The organism is Mucilaginibacter pallidiroseus (genome assembly GCF_007846085.1).
Taxonomy (GTDB): Bacteria; Bacteroidota; Bacteroidia; order Sphingobacteriales; family Sphingobacteriaceae; genus Mucilaginibacter; species Mucilaginibacter pallidiroseus.
The window spans coordinates 334666-356415 of the sequence record NZ_VOEJ01000002.1 but is presented as its reverse complement, the minus strand read 5'-3'; the positions used below and the strand labels follow the sequence as shown (position 1 = coordinate 356415).

The 21750-nt window shown below is 44.8% G+C and carries 13 protein-coding genes; 11 read left to right on the top strand and 2 right to left on the bottom strand.

All coding sequences use genetic code 11. From position 1 onward, the window contains the following. The first annotated feature begins 10 nt into the window (after window positions 1–10). From FPZ43_RS06040 to FPZ43_RS06010, 7 genes are all read left to right on the top strand, one after another. Entirely contained in the window at window positions 11–1744 is a 1734-nt protein-coding gene (locus FPZ43_RS06040; protein WP_186461771.1) for a tetratricopeptide repeat protein, read from the top strand. Further along, window positions 1722–2513, top strand: coding sequence for a DUF4292 domain-containing protein (locus FPZ43_RS06035; RefSeq protein ID WP_146380955.1), 792 nt, complete (start codon window positions 1722–1724; stop codon window positions 2511–2513). Before FPZ43_RS06040 ends, FPZ43_RS06035 begins: the two co-directional genes overlap by 23 nt. A gap of 18 nt (window positions 2514–2531) precedes the next feature. After that, complete coding sequence (locus FPZ43_RS06030; RefSeq protein WP_146380954.1) at window positions 2532–3839, top strand: murein hydrolase activator EnvC family protein; 1308 nt, start codon at window positions 2532–2534, stop codon at window positions 3837–3839. Between the two features lie 59 nt (window positions 3840–3898). Beyond that, window positions 3899–4387 carry a Sec-independent protein translocase subunit TatA/TatB gene (locus FPZ43_RS06025; protein ID WP_146380953.1) on the top strand — a complete coding sequence of 163 codons (489 nt, stop codon included), beginning with the start codon at window positions 3899–3901 and terminating at the stop codon, window positions 4385–4387. A 32-nt stretch (window positions 4388–4419) separates the two neighbouring features. Continuing rightward, a complete protein-coding gene (gene tatA / locus FPZ43_RS06020) occupies window positions 4420–4602 on the top strand; it encodes a twin-arginine translocase TatA/TatE family subunit (protein WP_146380952.1) in 183 nt (60 codons plus the stop codon). Window positions 4603–4709: 107 nt separating this feature from the next. Continuing rightward, window positions 4710–6134 (top strand): Asp-tRNA(Asn)/Glu-tRNA(Gln) amidotransferase subunit GatA, encoded by a 1425-nt coding sequence (gene gatA, locus FPZ43_RS06015; RefSeq protein WP_146380951.1) that lies wholly within the window; start codon window positions 4710–4712, stop codon window positions 6132–6134. A 60-nt stretch (window positions 6135–6194) separates the two neighbouring features. Next, the gene (locus FPZ43_RS06010; RefSeq protein ID WP_146380950.1) at window positions 6195–7445 is read left to right on the top strand and encodes a lytic transglycosylase domain-containing protein; all 1251 of its coding nucleotides are present in this window, start codon (window positions 6195–6197) and stop codon (window positions 7443–7445) included. 59 nt (window positions 7446–7504) lie between these two features. Here FPZ43_RS06010 and FPZ43_RS06005 read toward each other — a convergent pair whose 3' ends face one another. Next, window positions 7505–8011, bottom strand: a complete 507-nt coding sequence (locus tag FPZ43_RS06005) for an SMI1/KNR4 family protein (protein ID WP_146380949.1) — start codon at window positions 8009–8011, stop codon at window positions 7505–7507. Window positions 8012–8128: 117 nt separating this feature from the next. Between FPZ43_RS06005 and FPZ43_RS06000 the strand changes: the two genes are divergently transcribed. From FPZ43_RS06000 to sov, 3 genes are read left to right on the top strand one after another with little or no spacing between them, the layout of a single operon-like run. Next, on the top strand, window positions 8129–10438 hold the full coding sequence (locus FPZ43_RS06000; RefSeq protein ID WP_146380948.1) for an NADP-dependent malic enzyme: 2310 nt from the start codon (window positions 8129–8131) through the stop codon (window positions 10436–10438). Window positions 10439–10441: 3 nt separating this feature from the next. Then, window positions 10442–11026, top strand: a complete 585-nt coding sequence (gene ruvA, locus FPZ43_RS05995; protein WP_146380947.1) for a Holliday junction branch migration protein RuvA — start codon at window positions 10442–10444, stop codon at window positions 11024–11026. A 58-nt stretch (window positions 11027–11084) separates the two neighbouring features. Then, on the top strand, window positions 11085–18218 hold the full coding sequence (gene sov, locus FPZ43_RS05990; protein WP_261380996.1) for a T9SS outer membrane translocon Sov/SprA: 7134 nt from the start codon (window positions 11085–11087) through the stop codon (window positions 18216–18218). 65 nt (window positions 18219–18283) lie between these two features. Here the strand turns inward: sov and FPZ43_RS05985 are convergent, their stop codons facing one another. Next, entirely contained in the window at window positions 18284–20092 is a 1809-nt protein-coding gene (locus tag FPZ43_RS05985; RefSeq protein WP_146380946.1) for an AsmA family protein, read from the bottom strand. Window positions 20093–20236: 144 nt separating this feature from the next. Between FPZ43_RS05985 and miaB the strand changes: the two genes are divergently transcribed. Next, on the top strand, window positions 20237–21643 hold the full coding sequence (gene miaB, locus FPZ43_RS05980; RefSeq protein ID WP_146380945.1) for a tRNA (N6-isopentenyl adenosine(37)-C2)-methylthiotransferase MiaB: 1407 nt from the start codon (window positions 20237–20239) through the stop codon (window positions 21641–21643). Window positions 21644–21750: the final 107 nt, after the last annotated feature.

Genomic DNA, 21750 nt, shown 5'->3' with positions numbered 1-21750 from the left:
CGGCAAAATAATGAGGATACCTGCATTAATTTTATTGGGTTTAGGTTTATCGGCAACAGGGTTTGCTCAAAATAACAGTGTGCCTAATAAGGTTTTGGCTGCGGGTGGCAAACCGCTTACCTATGCAGACAGCGGTCTTGTAAAACAGCTTTTTTTTACCGGCCTGCGCGAAAAGACAGTCGAAAATTACAAGCAGGCATCAGAACTGTTTAACAGGATTTTGCAGATTGATCCGGCTAATGATGCCTCGTTATTTGAGCTGGCCAACCTGCAGAAGAATCAAAATAATTACGCGGCCGCCCGCCCGCTGCTTGAGAAAGCCGCTTCCATAAAGCCCGATAACGAATGGTACTGGGTGGCCCTTGCTGATAATTACGAGCGTAGCAATGATGTAGCCAAGCTCGAGAATGTGTTCAACCAGTTGATACGCATTAATCCCGAAAAGGCCGACTATTACTTTGATAAGGCAAACGCGCTTTATTTATTAAAGAGATATGACGAAGCCCTAAAGTTTTACGATAGAGTTGAGGAAATATCCGGCCCGAGCGATGAATTACTGGCCAGCCGACAAAAGATTTATTTAAAACAGGGAAATATAACGAAGGCTGCCGATGCGATTGAACAAATGATTGCAGCCAACCCCGGGCAAATTAAATATTACCTGATGCTGGCCGAAATTTATAATTCAAATAACCTGAATGATAAAGCTATAGCCGTTTTGGAGCGTGCAAAAAAGGCGGATCCTAAAAATGGGTTAGTGCACCTGGCGCTGGCCGATATTTACCGCGATCGGAAAAGTTACGATGCCAGTTTTAAGGAACTTGAGGTGGCCTTCGCTGTGCCCGACATTGATATCGAACAAAAGCTGCGAATTATTTTAGGCTATGTACCCAAGTTTCCGGATGCTAACGCGAGGGCAAGCGCACTTGAATTAAGCACACTTTTGATAAAGGCTCACCCAGCAAGCGACAAAGCATTTGCTATTTATGGCGATATGCTTTTACAAAACTCAAAAGTGCCCGAGGCGCGAGTGGCCTATAAAAAAGCGTTAACGCTTAACCCGCAATTTTATATTGTACACGAGCAATTAGTGCGCATAGAACTTGCTGATAACCTAATTGATGACGCCATCCGCGACGGTGAGAATGCATTATCTTACTTTCCAAACCAGGCACTGATGAATTACTTTGTAGGCGTGGCATGGCAGCAGAAAAAGGATTACAACAAAGCCATTGGTTATCTTAAAAATGTGGTGAGCCTGGAAACAGATGATAAAGAAATACTGGCTCAAAGCTATTCGGCACTGGGCGATTGTTACCATGCTGTAAGCGATAATAAAAGCTCGGACGCAGCTTATGAGAAAGCCTTAAGCTACGACCCGGACAATGCCTTCGTGTTAAATAATTACGCCTATTACCTATCTGTAAGGAACGAGCAATTAGAGAAAGCTGCAACAATGTCAAAGCGCAGTAACGAGCTAAAAGCTAATAACGCATCGTTCGAAGATACCTACGCATGGATACTTTTCAGGCAGAAAAAATATGCCGAGGCTAAACTTTGGATGGAAAAAGCTATCCAACATGGAGCAAATAGCAGCGCAGTACAAACAGAACATTATGGCGATATTTTGTTTTTACTGGGTAACACCGATGCTGCTGTACAAAAATGGGAAAAGGCAAAATCAATTGGTGGCGCATCAACCCTTATAGACCGTAAGATAAATGAGAAAAAATATATTGAATAAAATAGCACTGCTGGCGTTTTTGGTCTTGGCAGCAAGCTGTTCCAAAAAATTAGCGGTAGTGAAACGCCCCGTTGTGGACTCGGTTGCCGCAGCGAAAGTTAACGATACCGAAACCAGGCTGGCAGCTATCAGATCAAAGCAAACCACTTTTAATACCTTTAGCGGTAAGGCTAAGGCCAAGCTTGATGTTAATGGCGATGCCAATGATGTTACCCTAAATATCCGCATCAATCGCGATCAAAAGATCTGGGTATCTATAACCGCTATTGCCGGTATTGAGGTGGCACGTGCAGTTATCACGCCTGATAGTTTATTGGTTGTAAACCGCTTGCAGGGCTTATATCTTAAAAAGCCTTTTAATTATGTGCAGCAATTTGCAGGCAGGCAGGTAAATTTCAAAACAATACAATCCATTTTAATAGGTAATGCCATTAGCGAGTTACTTACAGAAAGCGCAGTTTACACACCCGAGGGCACTAACACAGCCGTAACAGGCAACTTGCAGGGTTATATTTACAAGCTATTGTTAGGGGCCGATCTCAAGGTGTCACAAACCTCACTTACCAACCAGGCGGTAAAGCAATCGTTGCAGGTTACGAATGGCGCGTTTACACAGGCAGGCACCAGGGTAATTCCGTCGCAAATTGATATAAACTCTACAGCCGGCAATAAAAAGATAGTTGCAAGCCTGCGTTATACTAAGGTGGACTTTGATATACCGTTAGAATATCCTTTCAGTATTCCAAAAAGTTACCAACCTGCTAATTAAAAGTTATATTTTTGGTGGATGAAGTTTTTTAAAATTGCCCTGATTGGTGTTGGCTTACTGGTTGCTACCGGCGCATTTGCGCAAAGTAGTGCTGAACTTAAGCGCCGTCGTGAGCGGCTTAGCGCCGAGCTGGATCAGCTTAACCGCGAATACGAGCAAACAGCAAGCAGTAAAAAGGTTTCGTTAAAACAGCTTAATATCCTGAAAGCGCAGATTAATTTGCGTGAAGAAAAGATAACCAATATAAACTCCGAGGTAAGAAATTTAGATAATCAAATCTCGCAGAACAATAATACCGTACGTACATTACAGCAGCAGCTTGATCAGCTTAAAAAAGATTATGCGGGCATGGTGCTTTTTGCTTACCGCAACCAAAGTGCATACAATAAGCTGATGTTTATTTTTGCCGCTAAAGACTTTAATCAGGCTTATCGCCGTTTAAAGTATTTACAGCAGTTCGGTACGTATCGTGAGCGCCAGGCCGGTTATATACAAGGTACCCAGCAGGACTTGCATGTTAAGATAAACCAGCTCGACCGCAGCAAAAAAGAAAAGAACAATTTGCTGAGCGAGCAGGAGAAAGAAAAAGAAACACTTGGTAAAGAGAAAAACAACCAGGTAAAAGTTATAAGCGATATATCCAAACATCAGGGCGAGCTTAAAAAACAGCAGCGCGATGTTACAAAAAGGCTATCGCAATTACGTGCCGCAATTAATGCAGCCGTACGCCGCGAGGTAGAAGAGGCAAGGCGCAAGGCCGAAGCAGAGGAGCGTGAAAGGGCAAGGGCGGCAGCAATAGCAGCAGCCAAAGCCAGGGCCGAGAACCGTGAGGTTGCACCGGCGCCTACACGTAAGGCCATTACAAAATCATCAACCAACAGCGAGGTGCTAAATGCTACACCGGAGGCTGCAAGGCTATCAAACGACTTTTTGGGCAACCGGGGCCGTTTACCATGGCCAGTAGCCAGCGGGCAGTTGTTGCATGGTTTTGGTACTTATACCGATGCAGAGGGTATCCGTAATGAAAGTTCGGGTTACGAGATACGCACCGGTAAGGATGCTACCGTAAGGGCAGTATTTGAGGGAGAAGTATCGGCTGTTAGGGATGTTTATGGTACTTATTTGGTCATTATTAAGCACGGCGAATATTTAACGGCTTATGGTAACTTAAAGTCGGTAAACGTGTCAAAGGGTCAAAAAGTGAATACTAAACAGAGTATAGGAACAGTGGCTACAGACTCGGCAACGGGCGAGTCGGAAGTGTTGTTTTCATTATATAAAGGTACAGCAGCAACCGACCCTAAGTATTGGCTTGCTGACAATTAATAAACAAACATTCGTATATTATTTGTTTATATTTGTAATTATAAGGTTAAGGAGAGAAGATGTTAAGTTCAGTTTTTTTGTTTTTAAACATTGGCGGCGGCGAAATGATTTTGATCGTTTTAGCAGCGCTAATGCTGTTTGGTGGTGAAAAACTTCCTGAACTTGCCCGTGGGTTAGGTAAAGGTATTCGTGATTTTAAAGATGCATCTGATGATGTTAAACGCGAAATAAATAACCAAATCAACAATTACGAGAGCAAAAAACCCGAAACCAAACAAATTGCAGATAGCGAGCCTGTAGCTGAAGAACCACTTGAAGAAACTGCTCGTAATTATAACTACGAACCGGTAGCCGGTACCATTTCGGCATATAATAGCCATGCGGCAACTGATGCTATTGAGGATGCACCTGAATTGGGCAACCCAGAGGCACCTGAAACCTATAACAACGCTGAGGAAAAACCCGTGGCAACAGATACGCACACCAGCACCATTGATTTAACCAAGAATCACGGAGCTGAGGAAACTAAGAGAGAAGAACACAATTAACAAAAATATTTAATTACATAAATTTAGAAATCATGGGTGGATTAGGCGCACCAGAGATCATTTTGATCATCATCGCAATACTATTATTGTTTGGCGGTAAAAAAATTCCTGAACTGATGAGAGGTTTAGGCAAAGGCGTTAAAGAATTTAAAGACGCACAAAACAGCGACGGCACCACTGCTAACACTGTTACTGAAGAGAAGCCAAAAGTTTAAGTAATTAAACTTCCTTTTTAACGGCAGCTGTTTAGGCGGCTGCATAACTGATAACTTATCTGTTGAAATTTTTATGCTTCAACAGATAAGTTTTTTATTTTAGGCGCATGTCTATAAACTATGCCTCTTATAAGGATTTAAAAAGAGGGTTGCAAAACGGAGATGTTACGGCAACAGGTCTTGTAAAAGGTTACTTACAGCAAATAGAAGCCAATGCCCGGTTAAATGTTTTTAACGAGGTATTTGAGCAAAGTGCACTTGCAAAAGCGGCTGATGTTGATGCCCGTATACAAAATGGTACCGTCGGCAGGTTAGCCGGTATGGTAATCGGTATTAAAGATAATATCTGTTACAAAGGTCACAAGGTATCAGCGTCGTCAAAAATTCTTGAAGATTTTACTTCTGTATATTCGGCTACCATTGTTGAGCGTTTGCTTGCGGAGGATGCCATCATTATAGGCCGCTGTAATTGCGACGAGTTTGCAATGGGCGCCGCTAATGAAACATCATACTTTGGCCCGGTAAAAAACTATGCAGATGAAACGCGGGTTTCAGGTGGTTCATCGGGCGGCTCCGCTGTGGCTGTGCAGGCCAATATGTGCCATGCCGCTATCGGTACAGATACGGGCGGTTCAGTAAGGCAGCCCGCATCGTTTTGTGGATTAGTGGGCCTCAAACCAACATACGGCCGCATATCACGTAACGGCATCATATCTTACGCATCATCGTTTGACCAGGTAGGCACTTTAACAAAGTCTGTTTATGATGCAGCGCTGTTGTTAGAGATAATGGCCGGTGCAGACGATTTCGACGGTACGTTATCTCAAAAGGCGGTTCCGGCTTATGCTGCAGAAATTGCCGCGCCTGGTAAAAAAAAGATAGCTTATCTGCAGGAGGCCATATCCAGCCCGGGAGTCGATCCCGAAGTTAAAAACGCTTTAATCACTTCGATAGAAAAACTACGTGCCGAAGGGCATACGGTTAAACCGGTAAGTTTCGAGCTATTAGATTATTTGGTACCATCATACTACATCCTGGCAACTGCAGAAGCATCGTCAAATCTGGCCCGTTACGATGGTGTACATTATGGTTATCGCAGCCCAAACGCTACCGACCTTACATCCACCTATAAACTATCCCGCTCAGAAGGGTTTGGTAAAGAAGTAAAACGCCGTATCATGCTGGGCACATTTGTACTTAGTGCGGGCTATTATGACGCGTACTATGCAAAGGCGCAAAAGGTACGCAGGCTTATTCGCCAGAAAACGAATGAATTACTCGCCGAGTACGATTTTATTTTAACCCCAACAGCTCCCGAGCCTGCATTTGAACTTGGTAAAACTGAAAAAGACCCGGTTGTAACTTACCTGTACGATATTTTTACAGTGCAGGCATCGCTTGCGGGGTTACCGGCAATTTCTGTACCGGCAGGCAATAACAGCAAAGGTTTGCCGTTAGGATTACAATTTCTTACCCGCGCCTTTTCCGAACAAGAGTTATTGAATTTTTCTGAGTATTTCTTGCAGCTATAAATTATTAATATATTAGTAAATAGTTTGCTGCTTTAAATAAGCCCTTTTTAACCTCAAAGTATGAAGAGACTATTTACTTTAATTATTTGTACATCTTTCCTACAAGTAGTAAAAGCCAATTTTGTTCAGTCTGTCGCCCTTACCGCGGCAGATACAACCGAGCTACTACCCGTTGCGCAGGTAGCCGTATCGCCCTACCAAAATGTAATTTACAAACGCCGCCTGGATTCCATCCGAAAGGATGTGCAGTTAGATTACAACCAATACGTGCAAAGCTATATTGATACCTATATGAGCCGCCGCAACGAGATGGGGCTTATTATTGGCCGCTCAAAATACTACTTTCCGATTTATGAAAAGGCTTTTCGTGAAGCCGGTATACCCGATGAGATTAAGTACTTGTCGATAGTTGAGTCGGCACTTAACCCGGCTGCAAACTCAAGAGTAGGTGCCGCGGGCCCATGGCAGTTTATGTCAGAAACGGCCAAGATCTACGGATTAAAAATGAACGACTATGTAGATGAGCGTCGCGATCCTGTACAGGCAAGTTACGCTGCTGCTGCATATTTAAGAGACGCATACCAACAATTTGGCGACTGGCTGCTGGCCATTGCCTCATACAATTGCGGTAAAAGCAATGTTACCAAAGCCCTTGAGCAGAGCGGTGCGCATGACTATTGGTCAATCCGCCAATTATTACCTGCCGAAACGCGTGGATACGTACCGGCATTCATCGCGGTTAATTACGTCATGAATTATTACAACAGGCACGGCATACCGGCCTACGCCTGCCAAATGTTTACTCAAACAGATACGGTAACGGTATCAAAACTTGTTCCGCTTAGCAAAATAGCGCAGGTGCTTGGTATAACCATGAAGGACGCAATAGCCCTTAACCCAAGCTACAAACAGCTCATCGTAAACGGATCGGCCAAGGAGCCACGCAGCATTATAATACCACAAATATCAAAGCTGCGTTATGCTGCGCTTACACAGGTGCTTACCAACCCGGACGGACCTGTGCCGGTAGTGCGCGAGCAGCCGCCGGTATTTATGGCATCGGCGCAGCCAAATCAAATTCCTATGTCTGCCATAAACCAGGCTATGCAAACACCGTCTGCAGGCTCTATACAAGCAAACGGTAAAACCCTGCCTGCCTGGCATATTACCCAGAAAGGCGACACTTTTAATGATATTGCCGCCAAATACGGTGTTAAGGTTGATGACTTGCTTAAGATGAATCTTGAGTTTGGTAACAGTAAAACAGTGCAATTACAACCCGGTTTATCAATCAGAATTACAAGAGGTTAATTAAACAATATACAGCGCCCGGCTTTGATGAATTTCGAAGCCGGGCTTTTTTATTGGGATTACCCATGATTTATCAAAAGCTCTTTAACTGAAGTGAAATAACTTTCTAAGTTATTGTAAGAATATACTCCTGGTATCCAATTAGCAAATTTAAAATACTTCCATTCTCCTGTTTTATCGATTGGAGGTACTAACAAATAATATTGTTCATCATCTATTCCACCAATAACAATACTTTTGCTTAGCTCATTCCCTTCATCTGCCAATTCCTCCCGGTTCCAAATTTCAAGGAGAAATTCATCAATGTTTTTTAAATAGTCAATTTTCCTAATCTCTTCAAATGTTGGCTCAGTACTATCTGCTGGGGTGAAAAAACCATTTGTTATTAAAAGGAAATTTTTATAATCGTCCGGTAAGGTAATACCTAAACGTTCTTCTGCCGCTGTAATATCTGCTAATGTCGCAGCATCTATGCCAAGCCATTTATCTTCTATCTGCTTGTTTGTAAAGGCATCTTTATCTAAATCGATTGCCAATATTGATATTTCTTTCAGGATGTTTTCCATTATGATGTTTTGGATTAGTAAAACTACATGCTATACAAGAGGGTAATTTAAAGGTTTTTATTAGCCAGTTCAAAAAAAGTAATTGTAATTTTGAGGCCTCATAACCTAAGAGAAGAGATGAATAAAAGCAGCAACCGTAAGCAGGACGCATTGAATTATCATTCAAATGGCCGCCCGGGTAAGATACAGGTAGTACCTACCAAACCAACCAATTCTCAACGCGACTTAACTTTAGCCTATTCGCCGGGTGTAGCCGAGCCTTGTCTTCGCATTGCCGAAAATGTTGAGGATGTTTACAAGTATACTGCAAAAAGCAACCTTGTAGCTGTTATTAGTAATGGTACTGCAGTACTGGGTTTGGGTAATATTGGCCCTGAGGCAAGCAAGCCGGTAATGGAAGGTAAAGGCCTGCTGTTTAAAATATATGCTGATATTGATGTGTTCGACCTGGAGGTAAATACCCAGAATGTTGACGAGTTTGTAAACATAGTAAAGGCACTTGAGCCAACTTTTGGCGGTGTAAACCTTGAAGATATATCGGCCCCTACTTGTTTCGAGATCGAACGCAGGTTAAAAGCAGAAATGAACATTCCAGTAATGCACGATGATCAGCATGGTACCGCCATAATATCGGGCGCTGCGCTGATGAACGCCTGCGAAATACAAGGTAAAAAGCTTGATAAAATTAAAATGGTGGTGAACGGTGCCGGTGCGGCTGCCGTATCATGTACCAAAATGTACCTGTCACTTGGGGTTAAAAAGGAAAACGTTGTAATGTTTGATATCAACGGCGTACTTACCCCGCAACGTGATGACCTGGATGAGTTGCGTATGCAGTTTGCTACTCAGCGTACCGATGTTACTACCTTGGCAGATGCCATGAAAGGTGCCGACGTATTTGTGGGCTTATCGGCAGGTAACGTTGTTACTGCAGATATGGTGGTTAGCATGGCTAAAAACCCTATTATCTTTGCAATGGCCAACCCCGAGCCCGAGATCAATTACGACGTAGCCAAGGCTGCCCGTAAGGATATCATCATGGCAACCGGCCGGTCAGATTTTCCTAACCAGGTAAACAACGTATTGGGCTTCCCGTACATTTTTCGTGGTGCGCTTGATGTAAGGGCAACTGCTATTAACGAGGAGATGAAGATTGCCGCTGTTAAAGCAATTGCCGAGATGGCTAAAAAGCCTGTGCCCGAAGCGGTAAACCTGGCATATAACATTACCAATCTGAAATTCGGCCGCGATTATATCATCCCGAAACCAATGGATCAAAGGCTGATAACCGAGGTGTCATCGGCAGTGGCAAGGGCGGCTATCGAATCGGGTGTGGCGCGTAAGGTAATTACCGATTGGAATGCTTACCACGAAGAGCTACTATCGCGACTGGGCAACAATAACAAGCTGCTGCGCGATATGACCAACAAGGCCAAGCAGGAACCAAAACGCATTGTTTTTGCCGAGGCCGATACTTATAAAATACTACGTGCTGCGCAGATTGTTAAAGACGAAGGCGTGGCTACCCCCATATTGTTGGGCGATGTTGAGCGCATTAAAAAGATCATGCGCGAGAATGAGCTTGATCTTGGCGATGTGCAGATCATTGATCCTAAGCTTGAAACAGAGCGCCGCCAGGAGTTTGCCGAATATTTCTTTAAAAAGCGTCAGCGTCGTGGTATAACCTTATACGAGGCGGAAAAGCTAATGACCGACCGTAACTATTACGGTGCATGCATGGTTCAGTTTGGCGAAGCCGATGCGCTGATATCGGGCCTTACTAAAAACTATGCAACAACGGTAAAACCCGCCTTGCAAATCATCGGTACCGAAGAAGGTGTTAACCGCGTTGCCGGTATGTACCTCATGATAACCGAAAAGGGCCCTGTGTTTTTTGGCGATACTACTATCAATGTAAACCCAACCGCGCAGGAGCTGGTGGACATTACAGTATTGATGGAGCGTTCGATAGCCCAGCTGAATATCAAACCAAGGATAGCGGTACTATCATACTCAAACTTCGGCTCGAACGAAGGGGAGATACCTGAGAAAACCCGTGAAGCTGTGCGCATTTTGCATGAAAAATACCCGGATATGATAGTTGACGGCGAGATGCAGGCCAACTTCGCGCTTAACCCAAGGCTGCTTGCCGAGAATTTTGAATTTTCGACACTGAATGGAAAGCCTGCCAACACCTTGATCTTCCCGACACTTGAGTCGGGTAACATTGCCTACAAGCTATTGCAGGAAATTGGTGGTGCCGAGGCTGTTGGGCCTATTCTTTTGGGTATGAAAAAACCGGTACATGTGTTACAATTGGGTAGTTCGGTACGCGAGATTGTAAACATGGTTACCATTGCGGTGATTGATGCGCAGGTTAAGTGTGCACAATCAGCAGATCAGTCAAAAAAAAGAAGATCTAAATAAATTATGTACGATTATATTGATGGCAAACTGGCCTTTAAAAGCCCCGCCTATGTTGTAATAGATGCCGGCGGTGTTGGCTATCATATCAATATTTCATTAAATACATACTCACAGCTTGGCAGCCACGAGCGCTGCAAGCTGTTTGTATGGTTGCACGTTAAAGAGGATGCGCATACCCTTTATGGCTTTGCCGATGAGGGCGAGCGCCGCCTTTTTCTGCACCTAGTGTCTATCTCAGGTATAGGCCCGTCTACCGGGCGCATGATGCTGTCGTCCATAACGCCAACAGAAATACAGGCCGCAATTGTGCAGGGCAATGTAGCCACCATTCAAAAAATTAAAGGCATTGGCCCTAAATCTGCACAGCGGGTTATACTTGAATTGCAGGATAAGCTTAAAAAAGAAGGCCCGGATAGCCTTACTGCCGCCCCGGCAAATGCTACTGTGCGCGAAGAGGCTTTGTCTGCTTTAGTTACCTTAGGTTTTGCTAAAAACGCCGCTGAGAAGGTTATTGAGCAACATATGGCAAAAAATAGTGATGTTTTAACGGTTGAACAATTAATAAAATTTGCGTTAAAAAGCTTATAATTACATGTAATTATAAGGCCCTTTGACTAAACTCTCTACTTATATAATTTTTATAGGTATGCTACTTCTTACTGCTTTTTGCGGGGTAGGGGAAGTACGCGCGCAAGTGTCTCAGCCACAGCAGCCAAACACGCCGCAGTCGCCGCAAAGCCCCCTTGGTAATAATACGGTTCCGCCTGCAATACGCAAACCCCGGGCAACCAACACATCGCAGGTAAGGCGTGATACATCACCTGCAAAACCTGTGCGGCGCGACAGTATGCGTACCAATGCGCCGCTGAGGCTTAACCGTACACGCAACCAAATGGCACGTGAGGGTTTGTTTAATGCCGACCCGCCGGGCCTGAGCCGCACTATAGAATACGACCCGCTTACAAACCGCTATATACTATACGAAAAACTGGGCAATCTGTTTTACCGTGCTCCGCGATATCTGACGTTTGATGAGTACCTGGCGCTGCAGCGCAAGAGTATACAGCGTGGCTATTTCCAGCAACTTGCGGATAATTACGCTTATGAGTCGCAACAGGAAGGGTTTGTGCCGCAGATAAAAGTGCGCAGCAAAACGTTCGAACAGATTTTTGGCAGCTCGGTTATTGATATCCGTCCGCAGGGATCGGCCGAAATGATTTTGGCCGGTCAGGTAAATACCAACGAGAACCCTTTATTCAATACCCGCCAGCGCAAGCAGTTCAACTTTAATTTTGATCAGCGTATACAGCTTAACGTAACCGGTAATATTGGTGATAAGCTGAAGATCACAACCAATTACAATACCGAGGCCCAGTTTCAGTTTGATAACCAGATAAAGCTTGATTACACCGGCCACGCCGACGAAATTATTCAAAAAATTGAAGCGGGTACGGTAAGCATGCCGTTAAATACTACGCTTATTAACGGGAGCCAGGCATTATTCGGTATCAAAACCAAGCTTAAGTTTGGCAACCTTGATATAACCAGTATATTTTCTCAACAGCGGTCGGAGTCGAAGAATATTACCATAGTGCCGGGTAGTGGCGCGCAACAGGGCAACATCAACATTACCGCTGCCGATTACGAGGCCAACAGGCACTTCTTTTTATCGCAATATTTCCGGAACAATTACAACCGGGCATTGGCCAATATCCCAATCATCAGCTCGAGCATTAATATTACTAAAATTGAGGTTTGGACAACCAACCGCAGTAACGTAGTTGCCGATTCGAGAGATATCTTAGCCTTCCTGGATCTGGGTGAAAACAGGCCTTACAATACTACGCTTATACAAGGCGGTGGCGGCTTTAGCGGTCTGCCCGCCGGTTTTCAGGGGCCGGGCTTTAGCCAGCAATCAAACAACTTATTGGCTAACCTGCCCGCGGGCGTGCGCCAAACCAACTCTAATGATGTTGCAAACTACTTCAGGAGCACGGGCAGCACAGATAACTATGCCAAACTTACCTATGCACGTAAGCTAACCGATAAGGAGTTTACGCTGCATCCGCAATTGGGTTATATATCTCTTAATTACCCCATGAATAATGACGAGGTGCTGGCGGTGGCCTACCAATACTCATACAATGGGCAAACCTTCCAGGTGGGCGAGTTTTCGAGCGATGTGGCTGTTGACCCGGCCAACCCAAAATCGCTATTTGTAAAGTTGCTGAAGAACGAATTGCTTAAAACCAACCTGCCAACCTGGGATCTGATGATGAAAAACATCTATTCCTTAGGTGCTTTCCAGATCAGCCCTAATAACTTCAGACTAAACGTGAGCCGGTTGGATGACAAATCGGGCATCGAAAAAACGATAATGGACGAGGGGCAGAACACAGCCAGTAAGCGCTGGATGCAGCTTACAGGCGTCGATAACCTTGATCAGCAAAATGATAAAAGGCCCGATGGTTTCTTCGATTTCCTGGAAGGTATTACTATCGACTCGCAACAGGGCCGGATTATGTTTCCTGTGATTGAGCCTTTCGGCAGCGACCTGGCCCGGCAGTTCACCCCTGCTGAAACGGACTTGGTTAACCGTTATACGTATCAGCCGCTTTACGACTCACTCAAAACTATTGCCCAGCAATTTTTCCCTAAGCTAAACAGGTATCTCATCAAAGGAACTTACTCATCTACCGGTGGCTCGGAGTACCAGTTAAATGCCGTGAATATTCCGCAGGGATCGGTGGTGGTAACGGCGGGCGCGCTTAAGTTAACCGAGGGTTCAGATTATACTATCGACTACAGTGCTGGCCGTTTGCGTATGCTTAACCAGGCCATATTGTCGTCGGGCCAGCCAATAAATATCAAGATTGAGAACAATGAGTTGTTTGGCGTACAGCAAAAATCATTAATAGGTAGCCGGTTCGATTACCGGGTTAACCCTAAGTTGGCTTTGGGTGCAACCATTATGCACTTAACAGAGCAGCCCCTCACGCAAAACGAAGTTGTTGGCGACGAGTCAATCTCCAATACTATATGGGGATTTGATGTTAACTACAGCACCGAGTCGCGCTGGTTAACGCGACTGGTGGACAGGATTCCTTTTATCAATACCAAGGCTCCATCCACTATAAATTTTAGCGGAGAGTTTGCGCAGCTGATGCCGGGTACGCCGGGAGCGTTGAACTTTGCGGGATCAAAAAAGGGAACATCATACCTTGATGATTTTGAGAACAGCCGTACCGTTATAGATATTAAAAGCTTTGCCAACTGGCAAATTGCGGGTACACCGCAAATGTTTAGCGAGGCGCAGTTGTTTAATGATTTAAGCTACGGCTACAACCGTGCCCGCCTGGCGTTTTACAATATCGACCCTATATTTTATACTAATTCGGGCACTGTCCCGGTATCAAGGGCCGAGCTTTCTAACCACTACGTAAGGCAGATTATAGAGCAGGAGGTGTTTCCATACAGGCAGTCGGTAACCGGCCAGCCGCTCATGTTACCTACGCTCAACCTTGCTTATTACCCAATGCAACGTGGGCCTTACAACTATACCACTACCGGCCTCAACGCCGATGGTACGCTGCAAAATCCGCGCAACCGGTGGGGTGGTATCTTCCGCAAGCTGGAATCAAACGATTTTGAATCGTTGAATGTGGGCTACATCGAGTTTTGGATGATGGATCCGTTTATTTACAAGCCAAACTCGCAGGGTGGTGATTTATACTTTAACTTGGGTAGCATATCTGAAGATATCTTAAAAGACGGCCGTAAGAGCCTTGAAAACGGCCTGCCTGTTGATGGCAGTACCGATAAAACAGACGAAACGGTTTGGGGTCGTGTATCAAAACTGCAACCGGTTATCAATGCATTTGACAATGACCCCGCCGCCCGTACATTACAGGATATAGGTTTGGATGGTATTAATGATGCCGACGAGCGCACCAAGTTTGCCAATGTTGTACAACAGGTGCAGGCGGTAACCAGCCCGCAGGTAGCACAAAGCTTTACTGCCGATCCATCGTCTGATAATTATCGCTACTATCAGGGGCCTGAGCTTGACCAGGCACGGGCAGGCATTATGGAGCGTTACAGCCGTTACAACGGAACCGAGGGTAACTCCAAAACAGCCGAGCAATCGCAGGCTGAGCTGGGTTTGCAAACTTCGGCGTCTACCTCACTGCCCGATGGCGAGGATATCAACCGCGATAATAACATGAGCCAAACGGATGAGTATTTCCAATACCGCGTATCCGTTCGTCCGCAGGATTTTGTGGTAGGGCAAAACTTTATTGCCGATAAGGTAACGTCAAACGTAAAGCTGGCCAATGGTACCACCCAGCCGGTTACTTGGTACCAATTCAGGATCCCGATTAATGATTATGCATCAAAGGTAGGCAACATACAGGATTTCAAGGCCATCCGCTTTATGCGTATGTTCATGACTAACTTTGCCGATACCTCCGTTATCCGCTTTGCTACTTTGCAGTTGGTGCGTGGCGAATGGCGATCATTCAATGCGGAAAATAACCCGCTTAATGTCATAGCCGATCCTGCCATTCCAAACCCTGCTTTAGATAACTCAACTCTTGATGTACAGGCGGTAAATATCGAGGAAAACGGTAACCGTACACCTGTGCCTTACGTGGTGCCGCCGGGTATTAATCGCCAGCGCAATTACAATAACCTGCAAACCAATAGCCAGCTTAACGAGCAATCGTTAGCGCTGAAAGTAACCAACCTGCGGGACGGTTATTCGAGAGCAGCATTCCGTACGTTTTATAACGATCTGCGATCTTACAAAAAGATCCAGATGTTTATACATGCTGAGGGTGAGCAACTGCGCGACAAGGACCTGAATGCATTTGTGCGCCTGGGTGTAGATTATATTGATAACTATTACGAGTATGAATTGCCGCTGTATATAACCCAGCCCGGTACCCGTGATGCGGATGCAATATGGCCGGCGGCTAACGAACTTAATTTACAACTCGACCTGCTTACAACAGCTAAGCTGGCACGTAACAATGCAAAACTTAATGGACAGCCCTGGCCGTTTACCGTACCATTTATTTACACGGATGGTACTTACAAAGTAACCATAAAAGGCCAGCCCGACTTGAGCCGCCTGCGTGCCATAATGCTTGGTGTGCGCAACCCATACCGGCCAACCAACCCTGGCGATGATGGTATTGAAAAAAGTGGTACGGTTTGGTTTGACGAATTGCGCCTTACCGATTTTGACCAACGTGGCGGATGGGCTGCAACTGCCCGCCTTGATGCCGCACTGGCCGACTTTGGTAACATAACCGTTGCCGGTAGTAAAAGCACCATTGGTTTTGGATCACTGGATTCGCGCGTGAATGAGCGTAATCGAAGCGATAACCAGGTGGTTGACGTATCGGGCAGTGTGGAGCTTGGTAAGTTTTTCCCGGAGAAGGCTGGGTTGCGCATACCTGCCTATATCAATGTATCTACCCAGGTAAGCACGCCGCAATTTGATCCAGCATCGCCCGATGTGGAGCTAAAGAAAACACTGGCTGCCGCGCCGACGGCAAAAGCCAGAGATTCGATCAAAAATGTTTCTATTGACTATACCACACGTAAAAGCATAAACTTTACCAACGTGCATAAAGAGCGCACCAACCCTGCCGCTACCCCGCATGTATGGGATATCGAAAACTTTGCTGCCAGCTATGCATATACCGAATACCGCCATCACGATTTCAACGTGGAAAACGATATGGCCAAAACTTACCGGGTGGCGTTGGCCTATAATTACACTAATCAGCCTAAATATTACTCACCGTTCGAGAAGATCATTAAGAGTAACCTGCTTGCCCTTGCCCGTGATTTTAACTTCAGCATATTGCCGTCAAGGTTAAACTTCAGCATTAATTTTGATAGGTTTTATTCGGAAAATACCCTGCGTAACAACGACCCTAATAACTACATACCTATTCCAACCAGCTTCAACAAAAACTTCAATATTACGCGGGTTTACGGTATTGGTTGGAACTTATCCAAATCACTGCAGATGGATATCGACGCTACAAACCTGTCGGTAGTGGATGAACCTGCCGGGCGGTTAAACGGACTAAAGCGTGATACCCTTTGGCAAAACCTATGGAAACTGGGGCGCACCACCAACTATAATCACACTTTAAACGTTAATTATACCACGCCAATACACAAGATACCCGGCCTTGATTGGACAGCCCTGATCACGCGTTACAGTACCCATTTTAACTGGCAAACCCAGCCGGAGTTCGCCATTAACAATGCTGATTACAACGTAGGTAACACCATCCAAAACTCGCGCAGTATACAGCTTAACCCAACGCTTACTTTTACAACGCTTTACAATAAGTTTAAGGCACTTCGTCGCGGTGGCAGGGATGAAAAGGGCGGGGCAGGTAAGTTTCTGTTGGGCATGTTAACATCTGTAAAAACCATAAGCGGTACTTACACCCGCACCGAGGGAACGTATTTACCCGGTTATTTACCAAAGTCAAATTTGTTTGGGCAGGACTTAACTTACGACGCGCCGGGCTTAGGCTTTTTGCTGGGCAGCCAGGCTGATATACGCAACCGAGCTGTTGCCAATGGCTGGATAACAACCGATACACTACAAAACCAGTTGTATGTAAAAAGCTTTAATGAAGATATAAACCTGCGGAGTGTTATTGAGCCTTTCAGTGATTTGCGCATACAGCTGATAGCAACCCGCCTGCAGGATCGCAACTATTCTACCAACTTCAAGTACTCGCCGTCTTCCGGCAATATCGAAAACCTGAGTCCGGTAACAACAGGAACATACAGCATTTCATTTTTAACGCTGGCTACATCGTTTGTAAAATCGGGAGGGATAAATAATTCATCACCTACATTCCAAAAGTTTTTAGATAACCGGGCTATTATCTCACAAAGGCTTGGGCAGGGCAATCCAAACTCTGGCGCGGGTGCAAATGGCTTTGCCGATGGGTACGGGCCAAGTGCTCAAAACGTTTTGGTGCCGGCGTTTTTAGCGGCATACTCAGGTAAGGATGCAAATACTATCAGCCTAACCCAGTTCCCGAGCACGCCAATACCAAACTGGGACATCACCTATCGTGGCCTGGCCAAGATGCCGCTATTAAAAGAGTTTTTCGAGACGGTTGATCTTACCCACCGTTACCGCTCTACCTACAACGTAAACGGTTACACAACCTTGCTGCAATACCAGGAAGTTAATGGCGGTGTTGCAACAAGGGATATCAATAATAACTTTTTGCCGTATTACCAGTTCTCACAGATAAGTGTATTTGAACAGTTTGCGCCTTTGTTTGGCCTGGATATGCGTTTCCGTAACAGCATGACCGCCAATTTTGAGTACCGAAGAACACGTGGCCTAAGCCTAAGCTTACTAAACAGCCAGCTTGCCCAGCAAAACGAAAATATAATGGTGTTCGGCTTTGGTTACCGCCCTAAAAATTTCAGGATGCCTTTTGGTTTATTCGCTACACGTGGCCGCCAAAATAACGATGTTACTTTCAAGCTTGACGTTGCCGTGCGAGACAACAAAACGCTTATTTATCGTGCCGATGTGGAGGGAGCCGAAATATCGTCAGGGTCTAAAAACATAACCATGCGCCCATCTATGGACTACATGATTAACCAGCGTTTCAATCTAAACCTGTTTTACGATAGCAACATCACTAAGCCATACACTTCGCAAACATTCAACACGGCCTTTACGCAGTTTGGTATCAACCTGAAGTTGTTTTTGCAGTAGAGCTTGCGTTCAAACGCAAAAAGATATTAAGCACTCGTCCCAGATGAGCGCAATGTATAATCTTGCTAACTCTTCTTTTCCTTTAGCTTCTCGCGCTGCTTTTCTTCCTCTTCCTTTTTCTTTTCTTCGGCTCTTTTCAATTCCTTTTCTTTTTTCTTGCGATCCTTTTCGCTTAGGTTTTTATTGAGTTTTAGATCTTCTTTTGTATCCCCAGCCCCGGCTATAGGTTTAATGCCGTTAAGTACAGATAGCCACACGGTTTTAAAGAAAGGGTAATTCCAGGGACGCTTTAAGATTACCTTGGCTTCGCGCGGGGTTTCGCCGGGGTTATCCGGATTATTTTCTTTAATAACCAGCGAACCTGCCAGAAATGAAAGTATTGACCTCTTGGTATAGCCCTTTTCATCATCCTTCCGCAATACATCAACCTTAAGATTATTGTAAAGGAAATTAACTTTGCCGGTAGAAATATCTTTATTGCCTGTTATGGCAAAGTCCAAACTTTTTACCCGTCCCTGAACTATTCTCACCATCGATAACGGTATGGTAGCAGGATTGGCCACTGCCATATCCAAAGGTGCCAGGTGCCCCTTAAAATTGTAGCCAAAAAGCGGGTCGCCAAGTCTAAAATTGAAGTTTATATTCAGCCTGCCCTTGCCCATAAAATATGTTGTAAGCGAAGCCGCGCAGTTATTATTTTGGCTGATAAGCTTTTTGTTATTGGTAATATTCAGGATACGGCCGCTTGTATTATCAAACTTTACCACGCCCATTTTTAAAGACGTGCCACCACGTTCCTTGTAGGCAACATCGAGGTTTTTTATTACAAGTGTGTCAATATTAATTGCATCCTTAATTTGATTTTGCAGCGCCCAGTGAGGGAAGGTAACAATCCTGTTTGTGGCTTGTACCTGCCCGTTATAATTACTCATCACCTCAAAATAACCCTTGTATAAGGTAAGCTTGCCCGCAAGTAGGCTTTTATCGTCACGGTAGCTTTGGTAATCAAAATTTGCAAGTTTAACACTGTCAAGGTGCAGGGTAAAACGGTCGCCTTTGCTTTTTGCAAAAAAGGTAGGGTATGCAACCGGTATCAGGTCAATACCGGCAATATCAAGTTGTGATTTACGGATTGATAATCTTGCAGAACGTACTTTGTAAGTATACAGTCCGGTTGCCGAACGCGCGAAATAGTTGCGTAAGCTCAGGTCAATGTCTTTACAAAATAGTACCCGTGTAGTGTCGTTACGGGTAGTCGAATCAATAAGCAGGTTACTCGCCTCAACGTTCACTCTATTTAATACAGATTTGGTCGGCTTGGCCTGTGTATAATTATGAATAGTATAATTGCCGTTAACCAGCTTGATCTTATCAACATGCAAGGATTGTATGTCCTTTTTTATCTTGTCGTAAAGTGGGCGGTCGTCCTTGGGTGATGCATCTTTTTTATTGGCGTATCGGCTTAACACTACGCTTGGGTCTTTAACGGTAATTTCGCCTACACCCAGCTCCTTGTGCAAGTAAAATTTAACAAAGGTTAGCCCGCTTATGTCAAGGCTTTTTACTTTTAATGCGTAAACACGCTCGGGTAGCTTGCCCTGCTTTTTCAATTGGTCGAGTACAGTTTTATCTGCATTGAGCGACACATCGTAGAGCTTTACCCTGCCCTGCAGGATGCTCACATCAGCGTCGCTAAAGTTAATGCTATAAAGGCTGTCGGTTCCTTTTAAAATACCCTCTTTAAGTTTGTTGGATAATATAGGCTCGGCAATTTTATTAATGAATAGTGCACCAATGCCAATAATAAGCAGTAATGATGCGACAGATATCAGTAATGTTTTTTGCCAGCGGTGTTTCAGAAAGTTTAAAGCCATGTTAAGGATGCGTTTAAAGCGGCTGCTACACTGCTTATAAAGTTAAGATACGTTAACAACCAAGAAGCTATTTTGTTAAACGCTGCCAAACTGTCACGCCTTTATATAAAATTGTGTATTTTTGCGGTTCAATTTTTAAGATACATGGATTTGCTTATTCAGGATAAGACGCACGACGAAAGCAGGCAAGGCGAGGCTTTATTATTGGAGCCTAACCAAAAAAACAATGGCCGTAAGCTTTATATTGAAAGCTATGGCTGCGCCATGAATTTTTCTGACAGTGAAATAGTTGCATCGATATTGGCCGAAAAAGGTTTCGAAACTACAAACGACTTTAATAACGCCGATGTGGTTTTCATCAACACCTGCTCTATCCGCGAAAATGCGGAGGTACGTGTGCGTAACCGCCTTAAAGAATTTGCCGGTGCAAAATTTAAGAACCCGGGCATGGTGGTTGGCGTACTGGGCTGCATGGCCGAACGCCTCAAAGCTAAATTTTTAGAAGAAGAAAAATTGGTTGACGTGGTAGTTGGCCCCGATGCCTACCGTGACCTGCCAAACTTAATAGACCAGGTTGACGATGGCCAGCGTGCGGTAAACGTATTGCTTAGCCGCGAAGAAACCTATGCAGACATCAGCCCTGTACGTTTAAACAGCAACGGCATCAATGCATTTGTATCTATTATGCGCGGTTGCGATAACATGTGTTCGTTTTGTGTGGTGCCGTTTACACGCGGCCGCGAGCGTAGCCGCGATGCATACTCGGTAGTGGCCGAGTGCCGCGATCTCTTTGACCGTGGTTACCGCGAGGTTACGTTACTTGGACAAAATGTCGACTCTTATAAATGGAGTAATGATGAGATCAACGTAAATTTTGCCAACCTGCTGGAGATGGTTGCCCTGATTGATCCGGATTTACGTGTAAGGTTCTCTACTTCGCACCCTAAAGATATTACCGACGAGGTACTATACACCATTGCCAAATATGATAACATCTGCAATTACATACACCTGCCGGTACAAAGCGGTAACACCCGCGTGCTGGATTTAATGAACCGCACTTATACTCGTGAGTGGTATATGAACCGTATAGATGCTATCCGCCGCATTATACCGGGTTGTGCTATCTCTACAGATGTGATAACCGGCTTTTGTACCGAAACAGAGGAAGAGCATAACGAAACGCTAAGCATGATGGATTATGTGAAGTACGATTTTGCTTATATGTTTATGTACAGCGAGCGCCCGGGCACGCTGGCAGCAAAACGCTATGCAGATGATATACCCGAGCCAATAAAACACATCAGGCTTAAGCAGGTAGTGGCCAAACAGCAGGCACACTCGCACATACGCATGCAGGAGCAGTTGGGCAAAATTGAAAGAGTGCTGATTGAAGGCTACTCCAAAAAATCTGACAAGGACTACTGCGGCCGCAGCGATAAAAACGCAATGGTAGTTTTCCCGGTAGAGGAAGGCTACAAGCCAGGCCAATACGCCAACGTATTGGTTGAACGCTGCACAACAGCTACATTGATAGGAAAGATAATTTAATGTGCAAATGTGCAGATGTGCAAATGAGCTCAGTGCTTGCTTATCTGCATACAGGCACAATAGTAAGATATTTAATATGAAGCAAATGCACGGAGTACAATAAACAG